19 protein-coding genes are annotated in these 23,320 nt (G+C 68.2%); 6 read left to right on the forward strand and 13 right to left on the reverse strand.

The window, feature by feature from the left end:
• Window positions 1–10: 10 nt before the first annotated feature.
• The 3 genes from ACGHC0_RS13550 to ACGHC0_RS13560 all read left to right on the forward strand — a co-directional run bounded on the left by ACGHC0_RS13550 (window position 11) and on the right by ACGHC0_RS13560 (window position 3,567).
• Window positions 11–271, forward strand: coding sequence for a type B 50S ribosomal protein L31 (locus tag ACGHC0_RS13550; RefSeq protein ID WP_013594980.1), 261 nt, complete (start codon window positions 11–13; stop codon window positions 269–271).
• 174 nt (window positions 272–445) lie between these two features.
• Window positions 446–2,191: a hypothetical protein gene (locus ACGHC0_RS13555; RefSeq protein WP_415265848.1), complete on the forward strand. Its 1,746-nt coding sequence runs from the start codon at window positions 446–448 to the stop codon at window positions 2,189–2,191.
• Window positions 2,191–3,567 (forward strand): MATE family efflux transporter, encoded by a 1,377-nt coding sequence (locus ACGHC0_RS13560; RefSeq protein ID WP_368351498.1) that lies wholly within the window; start codon window positions 2,191–2,193, stop codon window positions 3,565–3,567. The genes ACGHC0_RS13555 and ACGHC0_RS13560 overlap by 1 nt, the downstream gene beginning before the upstream one ends.
• On the opposite strand, the gene phoR is transcribed toward ACGHC0_RS13560, so the two are convergent.
• From phoR to pstS, 7 genes are all read right to left on the reverse strand, one after another.
• Window positions 3,491–4,918 carry a phosphate regulon sensor histidine kinase PhoR gene (gene phoR, locus ACGHC0_RS13565; protein WP_368351499.1) on the reverse strand — a complete coding sequence of 476 codons (1,428 nt, stop codon included), beginning with the start codon at window positions 4,916–4,918 and terminating at the stop codon, window positions 3,491–3,493. The two genes, ACGHC0_RS13560 and phoR, sit on opposite strands and share 77 nt — an antisense overlap.
• Before the next feature lie 102 nt (window positions 4,919–5,020).
• Window positions 5,021–5,728 (reverse strand): phosphate regulon transcriptional regulator PhoB, encoded by a 708-nt coding sequence (gene phoB / locus ACGHC0_RS13570; RefSeq protein WP_013594984.1) that lies wholly within the window; start codon window positions 5,726–5,728, stop codon window positions 5,021–5,023.
• 15 nt (window positions 5,729–5,743) lie between these two features.
• Complete coding sequence (phoU, locus tag ACGHC0_RS13575) at window positions 5,744–6,445, reverse strand: phosphate signaling complex protein PhoU (protein WP_107129544.1); 702 nt, start codon at window positions 6,443–6,445, stop codon at window positions 5,744–5,746.
• A 19-nt stretch (window positions 6,446–6,464) separates the two neighbouring features.
• Window positions 6,465–7,247 carry a phosphate ABC transporter ATP-binding protein PstB gene (pstB, locus tag ACGHC0_RS13580; RefSeq protein ID WP_013594986.1) on the reverse strand — a complete coding sequence of 261 codons (783 nt, stop codon included), beginning with the start codon at window positions 7,245–7,247 and terminating at the stop codon, window positions 6,465–6,467.
• A 35-nt stretch (window positions 7,248–7,282) separates the two neighbouring features.
• The gene (gene pstA, locus ACGHC0_RS13585; protein ID WP_368351501.1) at window positions 7,283–8,167 is read right to left on the reverse strand and encodes a phosphate ABC transporter permease PstA; all 885 of its coding nucleotides are present in this window, start codon (window positions 8,165–8,167) and stop codon (window positions 7,283–7,285) included.
• Window positions 8,164–9,177 carry a phosphate ABC transporter permease PstC gene (gene pstC, locus ACGHC0_RS13590; protein WP_225980150.1) on the reverse strand — a complete coding sequence of 338 codons (1,014 nt, stop codon included), beginning with the start codon at window positions 9,175–9,177 and terminating at the stop codon, window positions 8,164–8,166. The genes pstA and pstC overlap by 4 nt, the downstream gene beginning before the upstream one ends.
• Window positions 9,178–9,250: 73 nt before the next feature.
• On the reverse strand, window positions 9,251–10,291 hold the full coding sequence (gene pstS / locus ACGHC0_RS13595) for a phosphate ABC transporter substrate-binding protein PstS (protein ID WP_368351503.1): 1,041 nt from the start codon (window positions 10,289–10,291) through the stop codon (window positions 9,251–9,253).
• Window positions 10,292–10,635: 344 nt separating this feature from the next.
• On the opposite strand from pstS, the gene ACGHC0_RS13600 reads away from it, so the two are divergent.
• Both ACGHC0_RS13600 and ACGHC0_RS13605 read left to right on the forward strand, forming a co-directional pair.
• Entirely contained in the window at window positions 10,636–12,114 is a 1,479-nt protein-coding gene (locus ACGHC0_RS13600; RefSeq protein WP_368351504.1) for an exopolyphosphatase, read from the forward strand.
• Between the two features lie 87 nt (window positions 12,115–12,201).
• Window positions 12,202–12,699, forward strand: a complete 498-nt coding sequence (locus ACGHC0_RS13605; RefSeq protein ID WP_368351505.1) for a hypothetical protein — start codon at window positions 12,202–12,204, stop codon at window positions 12,697–12,699.
• A gap of 13 nt (window positions 12,700–12,712) precedes the next feature.
• Here the strand turns inward: ACGHC0_RS13605 and ACGHC0_RS13610 are convergent, their stop codons facing one another.
• The 3 genes from ACGHC0_RS13610 to ACGHC0_RS13620 form a co-directional block, all read right to left on the reverse strand.
• On the reverse strand, window positions 12,713–13,177 hold the full coding sequence (locus tag ACGHC0_RS13610; RefSeq protein WP_053845258.1) for a SixA phosphatase family protein: 465 nt from the start codon (window positions 13,175–13,177) through the stop codon (window positions 12,713–12,715).
• Complete coding sequence (ppk1, locus tag ACGHC0_RS13615) at window positions 13,174–15,327, reverse strand: polyphosphate kinase 1 (protein ID WP_368351506.1); 2,154 nt, start codon at window positions 15,325–15,327, stop codon at window positions 13,174–13,176. The genes ACGHC0_RS13610 and ppk1 overlap by 4 nt, the downstream gene beginning before the upstream one ends.
• Window positions 15,328–15,450: 123 nt before the next feature.
• Window positions 15,451–16,290, reverse strand: a complete 840-nt coding sequence (locus ACGHC0_RS13620; protein ID WP_368351507.1) for a GNAT family N-acetyltransferase — start codon at window positions 16,288–16,290, stop codon at window positions 15,451–15,453.
• 266 nt (window positions 16,291–16,556) lie between these two features.
• Here ACGHC0_RS13620 and ACGHC0_RS13625 point away from each other — a divergent pair, with 266 nt between their 5' ends.
• Window positions 16,557–18,794 (forward strand): EAL domain-containing protein, encoded by a 2,238-nt coding sequence (locus ACGHC0_RS13625; RefSeq protein ID WP_368351508.1) that lies wholly within the window; start codon window positions 16,557–16,559, stop codon window positions 18,792–18,794.
• A gap of 61 nt (window positions 18,795–18,855) precedes the next feature.
• Here the strand turns inward: ACGHC0_RS13625 and glmM are convergent, their stop codons facing one another.
• From glmM to ftsH, 3 genes are all read right to left on the reverse strand, one after another.
• The gene (gene glmM / locus ACGHC0_RS13630) at window positions 18,856–20,190 is read right to left on the reverse strand and encodes a phosphoglucosamine mutase (protein WP_415265849.1); all 1,335 of its coding nucleotides are present in this window, start codon (window positions 20,188–20,190) and stop codon (window positions 18,856–18,858) included.
• 50 nt (window positions 20,191–20,240) lie between these two features.
• Window positions 20,241–21,113, reverse strand: coding sequence for a dihydropteroate synthase (folP, locus tag ACGHC0_RS13635; protein WP_415265850.1), 873 nt, complete (start codon window positions 21,111–21,113; stop codon window positions 20,241–20,243).
• A gap of 111 nt (window positions 21,114–21,224) precedes the next feature.
• The gene (gene ftsH / locus ACGHC0_RS13640) at window positions 21,225–23,150 is read right to left on the reverse strand and encodes an ATP-dependent zinc metalloprotease FtsH (protein ID WP_368351511.1); all 1,926 of its coding nucleotides are present in this window, start codon (window positions 23,148–23,150) and stop codon (window positions 21,225–21,227) included.
• Between the last annotated feature and the right edge of the window lie 170 nt (window positions 23,151–23,320).

Genomic DNA, 23,320 nt, shown 5'->3' on the forward strand with positions numbered 1-23,320 from the left:
GGACCATGCCATGAAAGAAGGCATTCACCCCAACTACCGCGAAGTGCTCTTCGTGGACCTGTCCAATGGCTTCAAGTTCGTCACCCGTTCCTGCGTGAACACCAAGGAAACCGGCAAGACCGACGACGGCCGCGAACTGCCGCTCTTCAAGCTGGACACCTCCAGCGAATCGCACCCTTTCTACACCGGCACGCAGAAGTCGGTGGACAACATGGGCGGTCGCGTCGAGCGCTTCCGCAACCGCTTCGGCAAGACGGCCGCCGCGAAGTAATCCAGCGGTCCACCGGACCCGGGGCGGCACGGATGGCCGCATGGCATTCCACCCCCGCATCCCGCCAAAGGCAGCCCGGCACGTCCGCGCTGCCTTTTTTACTGCCCGGCATCCCGGCTGGCCCCGCGCAGGCTTTTGCCTTTATTCTCGATCGATTTTTTCGGCACTGAACGCGTGAATCCTCCGACCCCCGCCATCGTGACCCAGGACGCCGTGCGGCCGCTGCCGCGCTGGGCGCTGCTGCTGCTGTGCCTGGCCTATGTCGTGCCCGGCTTCGTGGCCCGCTCGCCCTGGAAGAACGCGGACGTGACCGCATTCGGCTACATGATGGAACTGGCCCGGGGGAACACGCCCTGGATGTCTCCGGCCCTGGGCGGCATGGCGCCCGACACCGACGGACTGCTGCCCTACTGGCTCGGCGCGCTGGCCGTGCGGGCCGCACCCGACTGGCTGTCCGCGGACATGGCCGCCCGGTTGCCATTCGTCGCACTGCTGGCGCTCACGCTCGCCGCGACCTGGTGGGGCATGTACCACCTCGCGCGCAGCCCTGGCGCGCAGCCCGTGGCCTTCGCCTTCGGCGGGGAGGCCTCCCCGTCGGATTACGCGCGGGCCATGGCCGACGGCGCGCTGCTCGCGCTGCTGGCCTGCCTGGGGCTCGCCCAGCTGTCCCACGAGGTCACCAGCTATCTCTCGCAGCTGGCCTGCACGGCACTGCTGTTCTTTGCCGCGGCCAGCCTGCCGCGCCGCCCGCCCATTGCCCTGGCGGCCGCCAGCCTCGGCCTGCTCGGGCTGGCCCTGAGCGGCGCACCGACCATGGCGGCCCTGCTCGGTGGCGGCAGCGCGCTGCTGGTGGCCTGCACCGCCCGCGATCCTGCCGAGCAGGATTCCCTGGGCCCCACACGGCCCGGGTGGGTGTGGGGACTCGCCCTGGCCTTGCCGGTCCTGCTCGTGGCGGCGCTGTCCACGGCGCTGGACCTGTGGCGCTGGCGCATCCTTCCGGCCAGCGAGGTCAAGGAGTGGGGCAGCCTCGCACGCCTGCTGGTCTGGTTCGCGTGGCCCGCATGGCCCCTGGCCCTGTGGACGATCTGGCGCTGGCGCCGGCAGATCCTGAGCCGTACGCTCCACCGCCACCTGCTGCTCCCGCTGTGGTTCGTGGGTGTCACCGTCGCGGGCTGCCTGACGACGAGCCCCGCCGACCGGGCCCTGCTGCTCGGGCTGCCCGCCCTGGCCACGCTGGCTGCGTTCGCGCTGCCCACGCTGCGCCGCGCCATCGCTTCGCTGATCGACTGGTTCACCCTGCTGTTCTTCAGCGTGTCGGCCATCACCATCTGGGTGATCTGGGTGTCCGTGCAGACGGGCGTGCCCGCGAAGCCGGCAGCCAACGTGGCCAAGCTCGCCCCCGGCTATCCCACGGGTTTTTCCGCCATGGCTTTCGGCGTGGCGCTGGCCGCCACTGCCGTCTGGTGCGCACTGGCATGGTGGCGCGCCTCGCGCAACCGCACGGAAATCTGGAAGAGCCTCGTGTTGCCGGCCAGTGGTGCCACGCTCGCATGGCTGCTGCTCAACACGCTCTTTCTTCCCATACTGGACTACGGCCGCAGCTACCGGCCGCAGGTGGAGAATCTTGCGCGCGTGCTTGGCCCCGAGCCGGGGTGCGTGCTCGTCTATGGCCTGAGCCGTGCCCAGATCGCCGGGCTGCAATACCACGGCGGCTGGAGCCTGCAGCCGGTGGCGCTTCCCTCGGAAGTGCGGGAAAGCCCGTGCGAGTGGCTGGTGGCCGACGCCGGCGTGCAGGCCACGGTCCACGAACTGGCCCGCGGCCGCGGGTGGCACCGTGCCGCGGTGCTGCCGCGCCCGACCGACAAGAACGACCAGCTCCTGGTGCTGCGCCGCCGGCCCCCCGCGGCCGGGCAGCCCTGATGCCGTCCGAGCGCGCCCAGGTCGCGCGCCACGCGGCCACCGTGCTGGCGGGGCAGCTCGCCGTGATGGCGTTCGGCGTGACCGACACCATCGTCGCCGGCCGCCATGCGCCCTCCTCCCTGGCCGCGCTCTCGATCGGCTCGGCCGTCTATGTGAGCGTCTATGTCGCCCTCATGGGCGTGCTGCAGGCGCTGCTGCCCATCTGGGCGGAGCAGCGCGGCGCGGGCCACACGGCCGAGATCGGCCGCACGGTGCGCCAGGCCCTGTACCTCTGCGCCCTCGCGAGCCTGCTGGGCATCGCCGTGCTGCTGTCGCCCGGCGCCATCCTGCGCTGGACGGAGGTGCCCGCCGATCTGCGCACCGAGGTGGGCCGCTACCTCACGGTGCTGGCCGCGGCCCTGCCGCCGGCCCTGGCCTTCCGTCTCTACACCACGCTCAACCAGGCCCTGGGACGTCCGCAGCTGGTCACCTGGCTGCAACTGGGTTCGCTGGCCGTGAAGATCCCCCTGTCCATCGGCTTCACCTTCGGGTTCGCCGGCCTGCCCGCGCAGGGCGCCGTCGGGTGCGCCTGGGCCACGCTGGTCGTGAACTACCTGCTGCTGGGCATCGCGCTGTGGCTGGTCCGCTCCTCGCCGATGTACGCGCCGCTGGCGCTCTGGAAGCGCATGGAGCGCCCCGACCCGGCGCAGATCGGGCGCTTCGCGCGGCTGGGCGTTCCCGCGGGGCTGGCCGTGATGGTGGAGGTCACCTCCTTCACGCTGATGGCGCTGTTCATCGCCCGGCAGGGCACGGTGGCGGCCGCGGCCCACCAGATCGCCTCGAACCTCACCGCCGTGCTCTACATGGTCCCGCTCTCGCTGGCCATCGCCACCAGCGCCCGGGTCAGCTACTGGCGCGGCCGCGCGGACGAGGCGGTCGCCCGGAGGGTGGCCTGGATGGGCTTGCGCATGGCAGGCACCATCGCCCTCGTGCTGTCCGGGCTCCTCCTCCTGGCACGCGACGGCCTGGCCGGCCTCTATACCTCCTCCCCCGATGTCCTGGACATGGCCCGCGGGCTGCTGGCCTGGGTCGCGGCCTACCATGTCGCCGATGCGCTGCAGACCTTCTGTGCGTTCGCCCTGCGCTGCTACCGGATCACCATCGCTCCGCTGGCCACCTACGGAGTGCTGCTCTGGGGCGCCGGGCTTCCTGCAGGCTATGTCCTGGCCTATGTGGGCTTTGCCGGGCATCCGCCGCAGCAATCGCCCGCCGCCTTCTGGATCGGCGGGGCGCTGGCGCTGGGCCTGACGGCCGCGGTGTTCATTGCGATGCTGGCGAGGGCATTGCGGAAGGCCCGCTCGCCGGACTTGCACCCGGCTTCGGCAGGGCAGGCTTAGCCGGTGCGCTGCGCACCGCGGCACCGCGCTGGATGCGGTGCGGCGGGAACGTCACGGAAAACACGGAGCCCTTGCCCACGGTGCTCTCGATGCCCAGCGACGCCGAATGGCGCTGCACCACGTGCTTGACGATGGCCAGGCCCAGCCCGGTGCCGCCGGTGTCGCGCGAGCGGCTGCGGTCCACGCGGTAGAAGCGTTCGGTCAGCCGCGGGATATGCACGGCCTCGATGCCGGGCCCCGTGTCCCGCACCGAAAAGCGGCCGCTGCCGTCGGCCAGCGTCTCCCATGCCACGGTGATGCGGCCGCCAGCGGGCGTATAGCGCACGGCATTGCCGATCAGGTTCGCGAGCGCGCTCTGCAGTTCGGCCGCCACCCCGACCAGTTGCCCGGCGCCCTGCAGCGCCTCGGCCGGCGGAAACTCCAGCACATGGCCCGCCGACTGGCTGCGGGTGAGCAGCGCGGACAGGCCGCGGGCCTCGTCTTCGCAGCGGCGCAGCAGCGCATCCACCGGCGTGCATTCGGTCAGGCCCGGCGGCGGGCTGCCCTCCAGGCGCGACAGGGTCAGCAGGTCCTGCACCACGCTCTGCATCCGGCCGGCCTGCTGCGACATCATGTTCAGGTAGCGTGCGCGTTCTTCAGAGGACAGCGGCAGCGTCTGCAGGGTTTCCACGAAGCCCATGAGGACGGTGAGCGGCGTGCGGATCTCGTGTGACACGTTGGCCACGAAATCGCGGCGCATGGCCTCGGCCTGCTCCAGCGCCGTCACGTCGCGCGACAGCAGCAGCTTGCGGCCGTCACCGTACGGGTGCAGGTGGACGGAAATGCGTACCGGCCGCGAAGCCGTGCTCTCGCGCCCCTGCAGCACCACGTCCCTGGAGAAATCCTGGGCGGCGTAGTAGGCGCTGAATTCAGGGTCGCGCAGCAGGTTGCCGATCGATTGGCCCATGTCGCGCGCGGCGTCCAGCGCGAACTGCGTGACCGCGATCTGGTTGCACCACTCGATGTGTCCCTCGGCATCGAGCAGCACCACGCCATTGGGCGTCGCCTGCAGGGCCGCGAGGATCTCCTGCAGGCGCGCATCGCTGGCGGCGATGTCGGCCTGGTTCTGGCGCAGCAGGCGGCGGGTCCTGTCGGCGACCTCGCCCCAGACGCCCTTGAGCGAGGGGCAACTGGCCAGGTCCCCGTCGCGCAGCCAGCGCAGCACGCGGGAGCCGCGCCAGAGATCCCAGAGGAACCAGAGCCAGACGCCCGCGAAAACGGTCGCCACCGCGCCATGGAAGCCACCCCAGAACCAGCCGAGCAAGAGGCCTGCGACCTGGAAGGACAGGAAGAAGATGCAACGCCAAACCATGGAATCCGGGAGGCTCCGCGGGGCCCCACCCCGTCCGCACTCCGCTGCCTTGTTGTCAGATAACGAAAAGGGGGGCCGCCCGCGGGCGGCCCCGGCCGGCGGTCAGGCCCGCATCAGGGCGGCAGGCTGGGCCGTCAGCCGGTAGCCCGCGCCGCGCACGGTCTCCACCATGGCGCCGGCGACGCCCAGGGCCTCGCGCAGGCGCTTGACGTGCACGTCCACCGTGCGCTCCTCGATGAAGACATGGTCGCCCCACACCTTGTCGAGCAGTTGCGCCCGGCTGTGGACGCGTTCGGGATGCTTCATGAGGTAGTGCAGGAGCTTGAACTCGGTCGGGCCGATCTTGAGCTGCTGCCCCTGGTAGGTCACGCGGTAGGTGCCTGCGTCCAGGATCAGGTCGGAGATGGCCACGGTGTCGGTGGCCTGCTCGGGCGCCCGGCGCCGCAGCACGGCGCGGATGCGTGCCAGCAGTTCCTGGGTGGAGAACGGCTTGGTGATGTAGTCGTCCGCACCCGCGTCGAGCCCGGCCACCTTGTCGGGCTCGTCGCCACGCGCCGTGAGCATCAGGATGGGAATGGGCTTGGTGCGCGCATCCGCGCGCCACTTGCGCGCGAGCTGCAGGCCGCTTTGGCCGGGCAGCATCCAGTCCAGCAGGATGACGTCGGGTAGAACCGCATCCAGCTCGCGCTGGGCGGACTCGCCGTCCTCGGACCAGATGGGCTGGAAACCGTTGTGGCGCAGGTTGACGGCGATCAGTTCGGCGATGGCGGATTCGTCTTCGACGATGAGTACGCGGGGAAGTCTCTTCATGGAGGGACAGGCCTTTCAGAGCACGGCCGACTCGATCTCCTCGAGGGCCGTGTGGCGCACGTCCTTGCCCTTGACGAGGTAGATGATGAGTTCGGCCACGTTTTTGGAGTGATCGCCGATGCGCTCGATGGCCTTGGCCAGGAACAGCAGGTCCAGGCTCGCGGAAATCGTGCGAGGGTCTTCCATCATGTAGGTGATGAGCTTGCGCACGAAGCCGTCGAACTCGCGATCGATGAGGTCGTCTTCCTTCAGGATGGCCACGGCCGCCTTGGTGTCGAGGCGGGCGAACGCATCCAGGGCCTTGCGCAGCAGGCCCGACGCCAGGTCGGCCGCGACGCGCAGGTCGGTGGTGGGCAGCAAGCGGGCGGAGCCGCTCTCGATGATGGACTTGACCATGCGGGCCATCTTGTTGGCCTCGTCGCCCATGCGCTCGAGGTTCGCCGTGGCCTTCGAGAAGGCGATCAGCAGGCGCAGGTCGCGGGCCGTGGGCTGGCGGCGCGCGATGATGGACGAGAGTTCATGGTCGATCTCGACCTCCATCGCGTTCACGCGGTGCTCGGTGGCGGAGACCTGGTCGGCCGCCTCCACGCTGAACTGCGACAGTGCGTAGATGGCCTGGCGGATCTGGGATTCGACCAGTCCGCCGAGCTCCATCACGCGGGCGGAGATGCTGTTGAGTTCGCTGTCGAACTGGGAGGAAAGGTGTTTCTCGGGCATGCGGAGTCTCCTCGTCCGTTCAGCCGAAACGGCCGGTGATGTAGTCTTCGGTTTCCTTGCGCTGGGGCTTGAAGAACATCTGTTCGGTCTCGCCGAACTCCATCAGGTCACCCAGGTACATGTAGGCCGTGTAATCGCTGCAGCGGGCTGCCTGCTGCATGTTGTGCGTGACGATCACCACGGTGTATTCGTTCTTCAGTTCGGCGATCAGTTCCTCGACCTTGGCCGTGGAGATCGGGTCCAGCGCCGAGCACGGCTCGTCGAGCAGCAGCACTTCGGGCTTGATGGCGATGCCGCGCGCGATGCACAGGCGCTGCTGCTGCCCGCCGGACAGGCCCGAGCCGCTCTGGTGCAGCTTGTCCTTGACCTCGTTCCAGAGGGCGGCCTTGCGCAGCGCCCACTCCACGCGGTCGTCCATGTCCGTGGCATTGAGGCTTTCGAACAGCTTCACGCCGAAGGCGATGTTGTCGTAGATCGACATCGGGAACGGCGTCGGCTTCTGGAACACCATGCCGACCTTGGCGCGGATCAGGGCCACATCCTGCTTGCTGGTCAGCAGGTTCTCGCCGTCCAGCAGGATCTGGCCTTCGGCGCGCTGCTCGGGGTAGAGCTCGTACATGCGGTTGAAGGTGCGCAGCAGCGTGGACTTGCCGCAGCCCGACGGGCCGATGAATGCCGTGACCTTCTTCTCGGGAATGTCCAGGTTGATGCCCTTCAGGGCATGGAACTTCCCGTAGTAGAAGTTCAGGTCGCGAACCGTGATCTTGGAGGTGCCGGCGGCGCCGGTGTTTTTCGTGGACATGGGAAAGGGTCCGATCTGTGGCGGATGGGTTTGTCTCAGGACTTCTGGCGCGTCAGCACGCGGGCCAGGATGTTGAGGCCGAGCACGGCGAGGGTGATCAGGAACACGCCGGCCCAGGCCAGCTCCTGCCAGTTCTCGTAGGGGCTCATCGCGAACTTGAAGATGGTCACCGGCAGGCTGGCCATGGGCTTGGACAGGTCGGCATTCCAGAACTGGTTGTTGAGCGCGGTGAACAGCAGCGGAGCGGTCTCGCCGGCGATGCGGGCCACGGCGAGCAGCACGCCGGTGATGACGCCGGCGCGGGCAGCGCGCAGCGTGACCAGGATGATCACCTTCCACTTCGGCGTGCCGAGGGCATAGGCGGCTTCCCGCAGGCTGGCGGGCACGAGCATCAGCATGTTCTCGGTCGTGCGGATCACCACCGGGATGACGATGAGCGCCAGGGCCAGGATGCCGGCATAGGCGGAGAAGCTCTTGAATCGGGCGACCACCACGGCATACACGAAGAGGCCGATCACGATGCTGGGTGCCGACAGCAGGATGTCGTTCACGAAGCGGGTGGACGAGGCCAGCCAGCTGCGCTTGTCGTATTCGGCGAGGTACACGCCGGCCATGATGCCGATGGGCGTGCCCACGAACGTGGCCAGCACCACCATCACGACGGAGCCGAAGATGGCGTTGGAGATGCCGCCGACCTCGTTGGGCGGGGGGGTCATCTGCGTGAACAGCGTCACGCTCAGGCCGCCCACGCCCAGGCGGATGGTTTCCCAGAGGATCCAGATCAGCCAGAACACGCCGAACGCCATGGCCGCGAGGGACAGGCCCAGGGCGATGGTGTTCACGCGCTTGCGGCGGGCATAGCGCGCTTGGCGGTCGCTGGCCAGCTGGGCCGCGGAAATGAGTTGCTGCGAGGTGCTCACGAGCGGGCTCCTTCGTTCTTCTGCAGGCGCGACAGCAGGATCTTGGACAGCGACAGCACCACGAAGGTGATGAAGAACAGCACCAGGCCCAGGTAGATCAGCGACGCCTGGTGCAGGCCTTCGCCGGCTTCCGCGAATTCATTGGCCAGCGCCGAGGTGATGCTGTTGGCAGCCTGGAAGACCGACAGCGAATCGAGCTGGTTCATGTTGCCGATCACGAAGGTGACGGCCATGGTTTCGCCCAGGGCGCGGCCCAGGCCCAGCATGACGCCGCCCAGCACGCCGGTCTTCGTATAGGGAAGGACGACCTTCCACACCACTTCCCAGGTCGTCGAGCCCAGGCCATAGGCGGATTCCTTGAGCAGCGCGGGAGTGACTTCGAACACGTCGCGCATCACCGAGGCGATGAACGGGATGATCATGATGGCCAGGATGATCCCGGCCGAAAGGATGCCGATGCCCACGGGCGGGCCGGACACCAGGGCGCCCAGGTAGGGAACGCCCGACAGCAGCGACTGCAGGGGCTGCTGCACCCAGGTGGCGAGGATGGGGCCGAACACCATCAGCCCCCACATGCCATAGACGATGGAGGGCACGGCGGCCAGCAGTTCGATGGCGGTTCCCAGGGGCCGCTTGAGCCAGGCGGGGGACAGTTCCGTGAGGAAGAGCGCGATGCCGAAGCTCACGGGCACGGCGATGAGCAGCGCGATGATCGATGTGGCCAGCGTGCCGTAGATCATGACCAGACCGCCGTAGTCGTTCTGCACCGGGTCCCACACGCTGCGGCCGAGGAAGCTCACGCCGTATTTGTGGATGGACGGCCAGGCGCCGATCACGAGCGAGACCAGGATGCCGATCAGCAGCGCCAGGGTCAGCATGGCAGCGCCCCGGGCGAGCCACGCGAAAATGCGGTCCGCCACCGCTCCGGAGAGCAGTGGCGCGCGGGACGGTGGAGTGGTTCGGGGAGCGCTGGCGCTGCGCTGCAGCGGCGTCGCGGGAGGTGCGGACATGGTGCTGGACACGGAGGGTGGCCTTTTCAGGTTTGCGGCCGCCCCGCCTGCGCGGCAGGGGCGGCCCGGGGACTTACTTCAGCGGGATGGCCTTGCCGGAAGCGTCCTTGATCTCATCCCAGGACTTGACCACGATGGCCTTCACGCTGTCGGGCATGGGCACGTAGTCCAGGTCGGCGGCGGTCTTGTCGCCGTTCTTGTAGGCCCAGTCGAAGAACTTCAGCGACGTGGCGGCCTGGGCAGGCTTGTCCTGGACCTTCTGCAGCAGTATGAAGGTGGCACCGGTGATGGGCCAGGATTCCTTGCCCTTCTGGTTCGTCAGGATCTGGTAGAAGCTCTTGGACCAGTCGGCCCCGGCGGCAGCGGCCTTGAAGGCGGAATCGTCGGGCGAGACGAAGGCGCCGTCGGCGTTCTGCAGCTGCACGTAGGTCAGCTTGTTCTGCTTGACGTAGGCGTACTCGACGTAGCCGATGGAGTTCGGCAGGCGGCCGACGAACGCTGCGACGCCTTCGTTGCCCTTGCCGCCCGCGCCGGTGGGCCAGTTCACGGCCGTGCCTTCGCCCACCTTCGTCTTCCACTCGTCATTCACCTTCGACAGGTAGTTCGTGAAGATGAAGCTGGTGCCGGAGCCGTCGGCGCGGCGCACCGGGGCGATCTGCGCGTCCGGCAGGTTCACGCCGGGGTTGAGGGACTTGATGGCCGGGTCGGACCAGTTGGTCACCTTGCCCAGGTAGATGTCGCCGAGCACCTGGCCGCTCAGCTTGATCTGGCCGGGGGCGATGCCCTTGATGTTGACCACCGGCACGACGCCGCCGATCACGGTGGGGAACTGCACCAGGCCCTTCTTGGCCAGGTCTTCGTCCTTCAGGGGGGCGTCGGATGCGCCGAAGTCCACCGTCTTCGCCTCGATCTGGCGCAGGCCGGCGCCGGAACCCACCGACTGGTAGTTGATCTTGACACCGGTTGCCTTGTTGTAATCGGCCGCCCACTTGGAATACAGCGGAGCGGGGAAACTGGCGCCGGCGCCCGTGGCCTCCTGCTGGGCCCACGCGGCGGAGAACGCACCCGCCGAGACGACACCCGACACCAGAATCCGAATCACAGACAGTTTCATGAGGGAACCTCTTGGTTGAAAAGAATCAGTGGTGCGGACTGTAGGAGTGCTTTATGACAGGACTGTGACGCGCCGTCCAGCGTGTCACGGATGGCTTGCCGAGGGAAAGCGGCTGCCTTTCCGCACCCGAAAGTCACGCGAATGTCATGATTTCGCCTTACTCTGGACATCCGCGACAAGGCTGCATGCCGGCGCCGGCCACCTGGGCCACCCGCCGTGCGGCACCCACCGACCACCCTCCGGGCAGGCCTTGCCCGCGGGTGCGCACCCGCTTTGCCTCCGGCACGGGAAAAGGGAGTGCTATGCTGCGCCGCCAGAAAAACCAGCGCGCAAGGCGCGACAACATGCACGACGGAACATTGCTCGCCGCGGTGGATCTCGGATCCAACAGCTTTCGCCTCGAAATCGGACGCTTCGAGCACGGGCTGGTACGCAGGATCGAATACCTGAAGGAAACCGTTCGCCAGGGCAACGGCCTGGACGAGGAACGCAACCTCACGCCCGAAGCCATGCAACGCGGCTGGGACTGTCTCGCGCGTTTCGCCGAACGCATCAAGGGATTTCCGGCCGAAAGGGTGCGCGCCGTCGCCACCCAGACGCTGCGCGAGGCGCGCAATCGCGACGCCTTCCTGCAGCGCGGCAGTGCCTTGCTGGGCCACCCGATCAACGTCATCTCCGGCCCCGAGGAGGCCCGCCTGATCTACCAGGGCGTGGCCCACCTGCTGCCGCAGTCGGACGAACGCCGGCTGGTGGTGGACATCGGCGGCCGCTCCACGGAACTGATCCTGGGCCATGGCTTCTCGGCCGATACCGTCGCCTCGTTCCGCGTCGGCAGCGTGGCCTGGTCCAGCCGCTACTTCCCTGACGGAGCCTTCACCCCGGAAGCCTTCCGCACCGCGGAGATCGCCGCCAAGGCCGTGCTGGACGAGGCGCTCAACACCTACCGGCCCCAGGCCTGGGATGTGGCCTATGGCTCTTCCGGCACCGCCGGCGCGATCGGCGACATCCTGGCCGTTCTGGGCGGCCCGCCCGGCCTGATCACGCGCGCCGGGCTGGACTGGCTGCAGGAGCAACTGCTGCGCGCCCGCACGGTGGACAAGGTGCGGCTGGAGGGCCTGAAGGAGGACCGCCGGCCGGTGATCGGTGGCGGCCTGAGCGTGCTGCGTGCCGTGTTCGACCTGCTGGACATCCGGGAGATGCAGGTGGCCCAGGGCGCATTGCGCCAGGGTGTGCTGTACGACCTGCTCGACCGCGAACTGCATGCGGGCGATGTGCGCTCCTCCACCGTGCTCGGGCTGATGGAGCGGTTCCGCGTGGACGCGCGGCATGCCGGACGCGTGTCCCGCACGGCCGCCCTGCTCCACCAGCAGGCCTGCCCCGGCGGCGCAGAGCAGACCCACAGGGAACTCGTCTGGGCCGCGCAACTGCACGAAATCGGCTGCATCGTCTCCCATGGCGACCACCACCACCATGGCGCCTACCTCCTGGACCACACCGACGCGGCGGGTTTCTCCGTGTCGGAACTGCGCCACCTCGCCCGGCTCGTGCAGGGCCACCGGGGCAAGGTGCGCAAGCTCGAGGCCGACCTCGACGATCCGCGCCTGGCCCACCAGCTCGCCTGCCTGCGCATGGCCGTCGCCCTGTGCCATGCCCGCCGCGATCCGGACCTGGAAGGTGTGGCACTGGTACGGGACGGCCACCGCTTCGTCGCGTCCGCCCGCCCCGGCTGGGCCGCAGCCTATCCGCAATCGGCCCACCTGCTGCGCGAGGAAGGCACCGCGTGGCAGAGAACCGCCTGGGAATTCGTGGCCGAATTGCCCTGACGCCCGGCAGCACAAAGCTGCAAAAACATGCAGACTCATCCATAACGGTATAAACTGTTTATATCGTTTTACTCTGGATGGCCTGCCATGTCCGACACCACCTCTTCCGCCCCCGTCCCTGCTGCCGCCGAAGCGGCCTCCATGCCGGCAGCTGCACCGGCATCCGCCACGAAGTCCGTCAAGAACGAGAAGGCCGCCAAGCCCCCCCGTGCGGCAGGCAAGCGCAGCAGTGCACCCGCGGCAGCCAAGAGCAAGCCCGCCGTCAGGCAGGAACCCGCCGTGCGCGAGGCCAAGGCGAAGAAGCCCAAGCTGGTGCGCGACAGCTTCACGATCCCGAAGGAAGAGTACGCCGCGATCGAAGGGCTGAAGCAGCGCCTGGCGCTGCTGGGAACACCCGCGAAGAAGAGCGAGCTGCTGCGCGCAGGCCTCGTGCTGCTGGCCGGCCTGTCCGATGCCGCGCTGGCCAGGGCCATGCAGGCCATTCCGTCCATCAAGACGGGCCGCCCGAAGTCCGAGCCGGCCGAGACCGCAGTGGCAGCCAAGCCTGCCAAGGCCCCCAAGGCGCGCACCGCCGGCAAGGCCTGACAGCCTGCCCGTACTACAGGAAATCCGGCGCCTGCACGGCCATGAGGATGGTTTCCGCCACCTCGGCGCGCGCGCGCCGGCGCAGCCACCACACGGCGCCCTTGCGGATGGCGCAATCCGGTGAGCGCAGGCCGAGGAGTTCGGCCGCGGCCTGCCCCAGCATGGGCTGGTGCCCCACGACCAGCACCGCGCCGCGCGCGTGCGGCCACTGCACCAGTTCCAGCAGGTCCGCCGCGGTACCTCCGGGCAACAGTTCCGCACGCAGCTTGTATTTGCGCCCCAGCGCCTTGGCCGTGGCCTCGGTCCGCACGGCCGGACTCGCCAGCACGCGCAGGCCGTCCGGCAGCTGGCGGTCCAGCCAGGCCGCCATGCGCGCGGCCTGCTTCTCGCCGCGGGGCGTCAACGGCCGCTGCAGGTCCTCATCGCCTTCGCGAGGCTCCTCCGCCTCGGCATGCCGCCACAGGATCAGGTCCATCATGTCCGGGCCGCCGAGGGCGCAGCGCCGGACGGGCCGTAGCGCAGCATCAGCGCCTGCTGCGCGCCATGGCCCGATACAGGGTGCGGTGCCCGCGCATAGGAGCCGTCGGACTGCAGCGTCCATGCATCCTTGTCGTCGTGCAGGTAGGCGACCAGGCACTCGTCGATGATCCGCTGGCGCAGTTCGGGATCGTCCACCGGCCAGGCGAGCTCCACGCGCCGCAGCATGTTGCGGTTCATCCAGTCGGCGCTGGACAGCAGCAGTTGCTCCGTGTCGCCCGCCCGGAAATAGAACACCCGCGTGTGCTCCAGGAACCGCCCGATGATGGAGCGGACGCGGATGTTGTCGGTCACGCCCTCGCGCTGCGCCGGCAGCATGCAGGCACCGCGCACGATCAGGTCGATGCGCGCACCTTTCTGCCCGGCGACGACGAGCGCGTTCATGATCGCCTCGTCGGTCAGGGCATTCATCTTCGCCACGATGCGCGCGTCTTCCCCGCGCGCGGCGGCATCGCCCACGGCCACGATCATTTCCTGCAGTTGCCGGTGCAGGTGGAAAGGCGCCATCACCAGGCGCTTGAGCCGGGGCAGCTTGTTCTGGCTGGCCAGGTGGTTGAACACGGCATCCATGTCGGCCGTCGTGTCCGCATCGGCCGTGAAATAGCTCAGGTCGGTGTAGAGCCGTGCCGTGCGGGGGTTGTAGTTGCCCGTGGAGAGATGCCCGTAGCGGCGCAGCTGCTTGCCCTCGCGGCGGGTCACCAGCAGCATCTTGCCGTGCGTCTTGAGGCCCACCACCCCATAGACCACCTGTGCACCGATGGACTCCAGCGCCTCCGCCCAGTTGATGTTCGCTTCTTCGTCGAACCGCGCCTTCAGCTCCACGACGGCCATCACTTCCTTGCCGCGGCGCACGGCTTCGCGCAGCAGCTCCATCATCTCGGAATCCGCGCCCGTGCGGTAGATGGTCTGCTTGATGGCCAGCACCTGCGGATCGTTCACGGCCTCGCGCAGGAACTGCAGCACCGAGTCGAAGCTCTCGAACGGCTGGTGCACCAGGATGTCGCGGCGCCGGATCTGCTCCATGAGCGGCGAACCCGCCTGCACCTGCCGGGGCCAGGCCGCCCGCCAGGGCGGAAACAGCAGCGTCGGCTCGTTGACCAGGTCCAGCAACTGCGTGAGCCGCACCAGGTTCACGGGGCCGTGGACGCGGAACAGCGCCGCATCGGGCAGCGCGAACTGCGACTGCAGGAAATCGGAGAGAAAGCGCGAGCAACTGGCCGAAACCTCCAGGCGGACGGCCTGGCCGTAATGGCGGTGCTGCAACCCCTGGCGCAACGCCGTGCGCAGGTTGCGCACATCGTCCTCGTCCACGGCCAGGTCGGAATGGCGCGTCACGCGGAACTGGGAGAACTCCGTCACCTCGCGCCCGGGGAACAGCTCGCTCAGATGTGCCCGCACAATGCTGGACAGACTGACGCAATGGGCCCCCTGCGGTGCCACCTTGACGGGCAGCCGCACCAGCCGCGGCAGCACGCGCGGCACCTTGACGATGGCGATCTCGTTCTCGCGTCCGAAAGCGTCGTTGCCCTTGAGCCGCACGATGAAGTTCAGCGACTTGTTCGCCACCTGCGGGAACGGGTGGGCGGGATCCAGACCCACGGGCACCAGCAGCGGGCGCACCTCCCGCTCGAAATACTCGCGCACCCAGCGGCGCTGCTCGGGAGAGCGCTCGCCATGGGAGACGATGTGGATGCCCTGCTCCGCGAAGGCGGGCATCAGCGACTCGTTGTAGAGCGTGTACTGGCGGGCCACGAGGTCGTGCGCCTTGGTGGACAGCGCCTCGAAGGACGCCACCGTATAAGGGCCCTTGGTCTCGCCGCTCTGCGCCGCCGTGATGTGCGGCGCGGCGCGCACCTCGAAGAACTCGTCGAGGTTGGACGACACGATGCACAGGTAGCGCAGTCGCTCCAGCAGGGGCACGTCGATGCGCGTCGCCCAGTCGAATACCCGCTCGTTGAATGCCAGGATGCTGTGGTCGCGATTGAGTAACGCGATGCCGGATGCATCGGACAGGGGCTCGGAGACCGCCAGGAGGTCCTGCGCGCCTGCGGAGGAAGCCGGTTCTGGGGAGAGCGTGGGCGAAGAGTGCATGGGAGGCAAATTGTCAGTACCGGAATCAGTTTTAGTATTAGTCTCGACCATGACATTTTCATGACATGTCATCGACGCTGTCACGAACAGATTTGCAACGATCATCCCGGCTCCGTGCACCGGTCATCCAAGGAAGTGCTTGCGGTAGCGGGAGGGAAGATCCTCGATGCGCATCAGCATCGGCAGGTCGGCGGTGTTGAAATCCGGATCCCAGGCAGGCGCGCCGAGCACCCGGGTGCCCAGGCGCAGGTAGCCCTTGATCAGAGCAGGCGGCTCCACCGGCAGCGAGCCGTCGAGCTGCTCCACCGGCAGCGGCAGGCGGGGCTGCACCTCGTATTCGGGGGACGCCATGTAACCGGCCTTGAGCTGGTTCCAGATGCTGGCGGCAGCGTTTCCGCTGAGCACGCCGTTGTGCAGCATGGGGATGCTCGCGCAGCCGATCATCATGTCCAGCCCGTTGCGCACCATGAAGTCCGCCAGCGCACCCCACAGGGTCATGATGACGCCACCATGGCGGTAATCGGGATGCACGCAACTGCGGCCCAGTTCCACCATGCGCCCGCGCAGGTGGTCCAGTCGCGACAGGTCGAATTCGGTGTCGCTGTACAGGCCGCCCGCGCGCTGCGCCTGGGCGGGCGTGAGCACGCGGTAGGTGCCGATCACGGCCCGCGTCTCCACGTCGCGCACCAGCAGGTGCTCGCAGTAGGCGTCGAACGCATCCACGTCGTGGCCGGGAACGGACGTGCTCAGGCGCGCGCCCATTTCCCCTGCGAACACGAGGTATCTCAGGCGCTGGGCTTCCCGGACTTCGGCAGCGTCGCGCGCCCAGGAAGCCTCGATGGGCGCCACCGCGCCCTGGCCTTGCCTTGGCGCTGGAACCTCCCCAGGACCCGGTCGATGAAGCGACCTCCGGAAAGGCATATCGGGGGACAGTGACAGGGTGGGGACAGGAAGGTCGCTCACGAATTACTCCCGGTGAACCGTTGAACCATCGCAGCCCTGCCCGGCAAGGCCGCGCTGGACAATGTCGCAGCGGCGCATGACATGTCGGTGTCGCTGCGATGGCGCGTTCATGACAGCCACCTCTCGCCACGGCCCGTCCCACCCGCCGGAGTGATCCCGCGCGCAGCACGCCCCCTTTCTCTACTGGATTGCCCTGTCCGCCCGGCGGTGGCCCGCTGCTACACTTTGTGACCCCTGCCGGCCGCCCGAGGCCGGCACCCCTCGCCATGTCCTTCACCAAAGTCCGGTCCCTGCCTGTCCTGGGAACATCTGACGGCCCTGCCGTGGAGCGACTCCTGCGCGAGCAGCAGACGCTGCTGGACAGCGCCGGCGTGGGCATCGTGTTCATCCGGCAGCGGCAGGTGGTGCGCTGCAATCCGCGCTACGCGGAAATATTCGGCTACGCATCGACCCGCGAGGCGATCGGGCTGAGCAGCCAGAGCCTCTACCCCAGCTCCGCAGCCTTCCGGGCCCTCGGCCGGGCGGCCTATCCCACCCTGTCCCTCGGGCTGCCGTACCGGTGCGAGTGCCAGATGCGGCGCAAGAACGGCCGCCTCTTCTGGGCCAGCCTCACGGGCCGCCTCATCAACCCGCTGGACACGTCCGAAGGATCGATCTGGATCGTCGACGACATCGACGAGCAGCGCCACGCGCAGGTCCGGCTGCACGCGGCCATCCGGGAGAAGCAGGCGCTGTTCGACCATGCCATGGTGGGCATCGCGTTCGTGCGCAACAACCGCCTCACCCGCTGCAACCGGCATTTCGAGCAGATGCTGGGCTACGCACCGGGCGAACTCTCGGAAGGCTCGGCCCGCCAGCGGCATTTCAGCGACGACGACTGGGAAACCATGGAGCGCCACAGCCGCAGCGGGCCGGACGGCGCGGGCACGGGCTTCACCGGCGAGGTGGAATTGCGCGCCAAGGATGGCAGCACCGTCACGTGCGAGGTACGCAGCCAGCCGCTGGATCCGCTCTTTCCCGAGCAGGGCTGCATCTGCATCGCCATGGACGTGAGCGCGCAGCGCAAGACGCAGGCGGAACTCGCGCGCATGCATGCGGAACTGGAGCACCAGGTGCAGGAGCGCACGCGCCAGCTCAGCGAAACCGTCGAGAGCCTGCACCGGGAGATCAACGACCGCAAGCACGACCAGGAGCGCATCTACTGGCTGGCGCACTACGACCCGCTCACCGGCCTTCCCAACCGCACGCTGCTGGCCGAGCGCGCCCAGCATGCGATCCGGGTCGCACAGGAGAACGGCACGCCGCTGGCGGTGGTCTTCCTCGACCTGGACCACTTCAAGCACGTGAACGATTCGCTGGGCCACCGGGTCGGCGACGCGCTGCTGGTGGAGATCGCCAAGCGCCTGCGCGCCGTGGTGCGCGACCGGGACACGGTCTCCCGGCTGGGCGGCGACGAATTCATCCTGCTGCTGCCCGGCGCCAATGCCCATGGCGCGGCGCGCGTGGCCACCAAGCTGCAGCAGGCTTCGCGCCAGCCCTACCAGATCGGCCACCACGAACTCACCATGGCGCCCTCGATGGGCATCGCCCTCTTCCCCGACGACGGCAGCGACTTCGACACGCTGACGCAGTCCGCGGACGTGGCCATGTACCGCGCCAAGCTCGACGGCCGCAACACCTACCGCTTCTTCACGCCGGAGATGCAGGCGCAGTCCGTTCGCGCCCTGCTGCTGGAAAACGCGCTGCGCCGTGCCCTGGAACGCGACCAGCTCCACCTGCACTACCAGCCCCAGATCACCATCGCCAGCGGCGAGATCCGCAGCGTGGAGGCCCTGCTGCGCTGGGACCACCCCGAGCTCGGGCCCGTGTCCCCGGCCGAATTCATCCCGATCGCGGAGGACAGCGGTCAGATCCTGCAGATCGGCGAGTGGGTGATGCGCACGGCCCTGGCCCAGTTGCAGGCCTGGCACGGCATGGGCCTGGAATGGCTGTCCATGGCCGTCAACCTGTCGGCCCTGCAGTTCCGGCAGCCCCTGCTGCCCGAACTGGTCAGCCGCATCCTGGACGAAACCCGCCTGCACCCCCAGCGCCTGGAACTGGAGCTGACCGAAGGCGTCGCCGTGGACGACCCGCGCTCGGCCATCGCCACCATGGACCAGCTCCACGCCCGGGGCGTGCGCATGTCGATGGACGACTTCGGCACCGGCTACTCGTCGCTGAGCCAGCTCAAGCGCTTCCAGATCTACAAGCTGAAGATCGACCAGTCCTTCGTGCGGGACCTGGGCGTGGACAGCAACGACCGGGCCATCGTGAGCGCCATCATCCGCATGGCCCAGGCCCTGGGCATGCGCACCACCGCCGAGGGCGTGGAAACGGCCGAACAGCTGGAGTACCTGCGGCAGCAGGGGTGCGACGAGGCCCAGGGTTACTATTTCAGCCGGCCGCAGACCGCGGAGGCCATCACGCCGCTGCTGCGGCAGCGCAAGATCCAGCCCACGGGCTGAGCCGCGGGCGCGTCGGCGCACTGCCCACCCCACCCCGGACGGTGGCTGTGGACGGGCCTTTCTAGCCCGCCCGGGCCGCGTCGGCCAGCTGGTGGGCGAAATGGCTGGCGCGGTCCGCGTCGGAGGTCTCGACCATCACGCGCAGCAGCGGTTCGGTTCCGCTTGCCCGCACCAGCACGCGCCCCTGCGCGCCCAGCTCGGCTTCCACCGATTTCAGGGCGTCCTGCAGCACGGTGTTGGCCTTCCAGTCCTGGCCGGGCAGCAGCCGGACGTTGACCAGCACCTGCGGGAACAGGCGCACGTGCTCCAGCGTGCGCGCCAGGCTGCGGCCGCTCCGCACGCAGGCCTGCAGCACCTGCAGCGCGCTGATCAGGCCGTCGCCCGTGGTGTGCCGGTCCAGCGCCAGCAGGTGGCCGGAGCTCTCGCCGCCCAGCAGCCAGCGGCGGCGGGCCAGTTCCTCCAGCACATAGCGGTCCCCCACCTTGGCACGGACCAGCTCCACGCCGTCGGCCTTGAGCGCGAGTTCCACGGCCATGTTGGTCATCAGGGTGCCCACCACGCCAGGAACGTTTTCCCCCCGCGACAGGCGGTCCGCCGCCAGCAGGTAGAGCAGTTCGTCGCCGTTGTAGAGCCGGCCGGCGGCATCCACCATCTGCAGGCGGTCCGCATCGCCGTCCAGGGCCACGCCGTAGTCGGCACGGTTGGCGCGCACCGCGCGCACCAGCGCATCGGGATGGGTGGCGCCCACCTGGTGGTTGATATTGAGCCCGTCGGGCGAGCAGCCGATGGCCAGCACTTCGGCTCCCAGCTCGTGGAACACCTTGGGCGCGATGTGGTAGGCCGCACCATGCGCCGCATCCACCACGATCTTCGTGCCCTTGAGGGTGAGATCCTGGGAAAAGGTGCTCTTGCAGAACTCGATGTAGCGGCCGGCCGCATCCTCCAGGCGCCGGGCCTTGCCCAGGGAGGCCGAATCGGCCCAGGCCGGAGCCTCGTCGAGGGCGGCTTCGACCGCCAGTTCCCATTCGTCGGGCAGCTTGGTGCCCTGGGCGCTGAAGAACTTGATGCCGTTGTCGGGGTAGGCGTTGTGGCTGGCGCTGATCACCACGCCCAGGCTGGCCCGCTGAGCGCGCGTGAGATAGGCGACGCCGGGCGTGGGCAGCGGCCCCAGCAGCACCACGTCCACCCCGGCCGAATTGAAGCCGGACTCCAGCGCGCTCTCGAGCATGTAGCCGGAAATGCGCGTGTCCTTGCCGATCAGCACCGTCGGCCTCTCCTCCGTACGCCGCAGCACCCGGCCCACCGCGTGCGCCAGCCGCAGGACGAAATCCGGCGTGATGGGGGCCTGGCCCACCGTTCCACGGATGCCGTCCGTCCCGAAATATTTACGAACCATGTCTTGTTCCTGCTGGTTTTTATGGGCTGCCAGGCGCTCCGCGAAGGCGGCTACGGCCGCGCCTTGACGAATGCGGGGCTTGCGCCGCCATCCTCCGATGGTATCCGGGCCGCGCACCAGATCCTGAGCGCCGCGGACGTTTCCGCGACATCGTGCACGCGCACGATGCGGGCGCCCCGCTCCACCGACAGCAAGGCCGCGGCAACGCTGGGCACGAGCCGCTCCTCCACCGGCAGCCCCGTCACCGCGCCCAGCGACGACTTCCGCGACCACCCAGCCAGCCAGGCATGGCCGTCCGCAGCCAGTCGCGCCTGCTGCGCCAGCAGGGAGAAATTCTGCTCCACCGTCTTGCCGAACCCGATGCCGGGATCCAGCACGATGCGGTCCCTGGCCACGCCCTGGCCGTGCAGGGCATCGGCCCGGCTGCGCAGGAAGGCCTGCACCGGCGCCACCACGTCGCCCTCCATGGGCGCCACCTGCATGGTCTGCGGCTCGCCGTGCATGTGCATCAGGCAGACGCCGCATGCGCCGTGGCGCACCACCGCCTCCTCTGCACCCGGCTGCCGCAGGGCCCATATGTCGTTGACGATGTCCGCGCCCAGGTCCAGCACCGCCTGCATGACGGCGGGCTTGTAGGTGTCCACCGAAATGGGCACGCCCCAGGCGACGGCCTCCTTCACCACCGGCACCACGCGGGCCAGTTCCTCCTCCAGGGGCACCGCAGGGCTGCCGGGGCGGGTCGATTCCCCCCCGATATCCAGGATGTCGGCGCCGTCCTGCACCAGGGCCTCGCCGCGCCGCAAGGCATCCCGCAGCGAGGCATGGCGCCCGCCGTCGGAAAACGAGTCCGGCGTCACATTCAGGATGCCCATGACCTGGGGGCACGAGAGATCGATGCGGAAGCGGGATGTCTGCCAGTGCATGGAAGGAAAGTGACCGACGTGGTGAAGTCTGTTGAGAAAGAGCCGCTGCAAACGCAAAAACGGGGCCGAGGCCCCGTTTCGGTGCACTGCCCCGCGGCAGGCCGTTGCGCCTTACGCCACCGTGGGAGCAGGATCGCTGGACACCGGCGCGGGCGTTCCGCCGCCGGATGAGTTGTCACCGCCGGACGACGGCGTGCGGGGCGTCCAGTCCTTGGGAGGACGCGGCGGCTTGCCCGCCATGATGTCGTCCAGCTGCTCGGTGTCGATGGTTTCCCATTCGAGCAGCGCATGCGCCATGGCGTGCATCTTGTCCTGGTTGTCCTCGATGAGCTTGCGCGCCAGGGCGTACTGCTCGTCGATGATGCGGCGGACTTCGCCGTCCACCTTCTCCATCGTCTGCTCGCTCATGTTGTTCGTCTTGGTGACGGAACGGCCGAGGAAGACTTCGCCTTCGTTCTCGGCATAGACCATGGGGCCCAGGGCCTCGGTCATGCCGTAGCGCGTGACCATGTCGCGGGCGATCGAGGTCGCGCGCTCGAAGTCGTTGCTGGCGCCGGTCGTCATCTGGTTCATGAAGACCTCTTCCGCGATCCGCCCGCCGAACAGCATGCTGATCTGGTTGAGCATGTATTCGCGGTCGTAGCTGTAGCGGTCCTTCTCGGGCAGGCTCATCGTCACGCCCAGCGCGCGGCCGCGCGGGATGATGGTGACCTTGTGGACGGGATCGCACTTGGGCAGCAGCTTGCCGATGAGGGCGTGGCCGGCCTCGTGGTAGGCCGTGTTGCGGCGCTCTTCCTCGGGCATGACCATGCTCTTGCGCTCGGGGCCCATGATGATCTTGTCCTTGGCCTTCTCGAAGTCCTGCATCTCCACCGTGCGCGCATTGCGGCGGGCGGCCATCAGCGCGGCTTCGTTGCAGAGGTTGGCGAGGTCGGCGCCGGACATGCCCGGCGTGCCGCGGGCGATCACGGCGGCGTTCACGTCCTGGCCCACGGGCACCTTGCGCATGTGGACGTTCAGGATCTGCTCGCGGCCGCGGATGTCCGGCAGCGTGACGTACACCTGGCGGTCGAAGCGGCCGGGGCGCAGCAGGGCGGCGTCCAGGATGTCCGGGCGGTTGGTCGCGGCGACCACGATGACGCCCAGGTTGGTCTCGAAGCCGTCCATCTCGACCAGCATCTGGTTGAGGGTCTGCTCGCGCTCGTCGTTGCCGCCGCCCAGGCCGGCGCCACGCTGGCGGCCCACGGCGTCGATTTCATCGATGAAGATGATGCAGGGAGCGTTCTTCTTGGCATTCTCGAACATGTCGCGCACGCGGGCCGCGCCCACGCCGACGAACATCTCGACGAAGTCGGAACCGGAGATGCTGAAGAACGGCACCTTGGCCTCGCCGGCGATGGACTTGGCCAGCAGCGTCTTGCCGGTGCCGGGAGGGCCGACCAGCAGCAGGCCGCGCGGGATGCGGCCGCCCAGCTTCTGGAACTTCTGCGGGTCCTTCAGGAAATCGACGACTTCCTTGACCTCTTCCTTGGCCTCGTCGCAGCCGGCCACGTCGGCGAAGGTCACGGTGTTGTTGTTCTCGTCGAGCATGCGCGCCTTGCTCTTGCCGAAGCTGAAGGCACCGCCCTTGCCGCCGCCCTGCATCTGCCGCATGAAGTACACCCACACGCCGATCAGCAGCAGCATGGGGCCCCAGCTGACCAGCAGGGTCATGAGCAGGGAACCTTCCTCGCGGGGCTTGACGTCGAACTTGACGTTGTTGTTGATGAGGTCGCCGACCAGGCCGCGGTCGAGATACGTGGCCGTGGTGCGGACCTTGCGGTCATCGTTGGTGGTGGCGACGATCTCGGTGCCGCCCTGCCCTTCCTGGATGGTGGCGTTCTTGATGCGGCCGCCACGCACTTCTTCCAGGAACTCCGAATACCCGATGTTGCCGGCGCTGGCGCCCGCACGGGTGTCGAATTGCTTGAACACCGTGAAAAGCACCATGGCGATCACGAGCCACACGGCAATTTTCGAAAACCATTGATTGTTCAAAGCGGGGCTCCAGAATCGAGGGGGAGAACAATGGCCGGATCAGACGCTCACCGGGGGCATGTTCCAGCGCATTTAGGGCGCATTTTAGGCCTTTCAAGGCGAGCGCCACCTTGCCTTTACCCCAACCGCGGCTATGGTCACCATAGCTCGGGCATCCGGCCGGCCCGCCC

The sequence above is a fragment of the Acidovorax sacchari genome (assembly GCF_042847045.1).
Classification (GTDB): domain Bacteria; phylum Pseudomonadota; class Gammaproteobacteria; order Burkholderiales; family Burkholderiaceae_C; genus Paracidovorax; species Paracidovorax sacchari.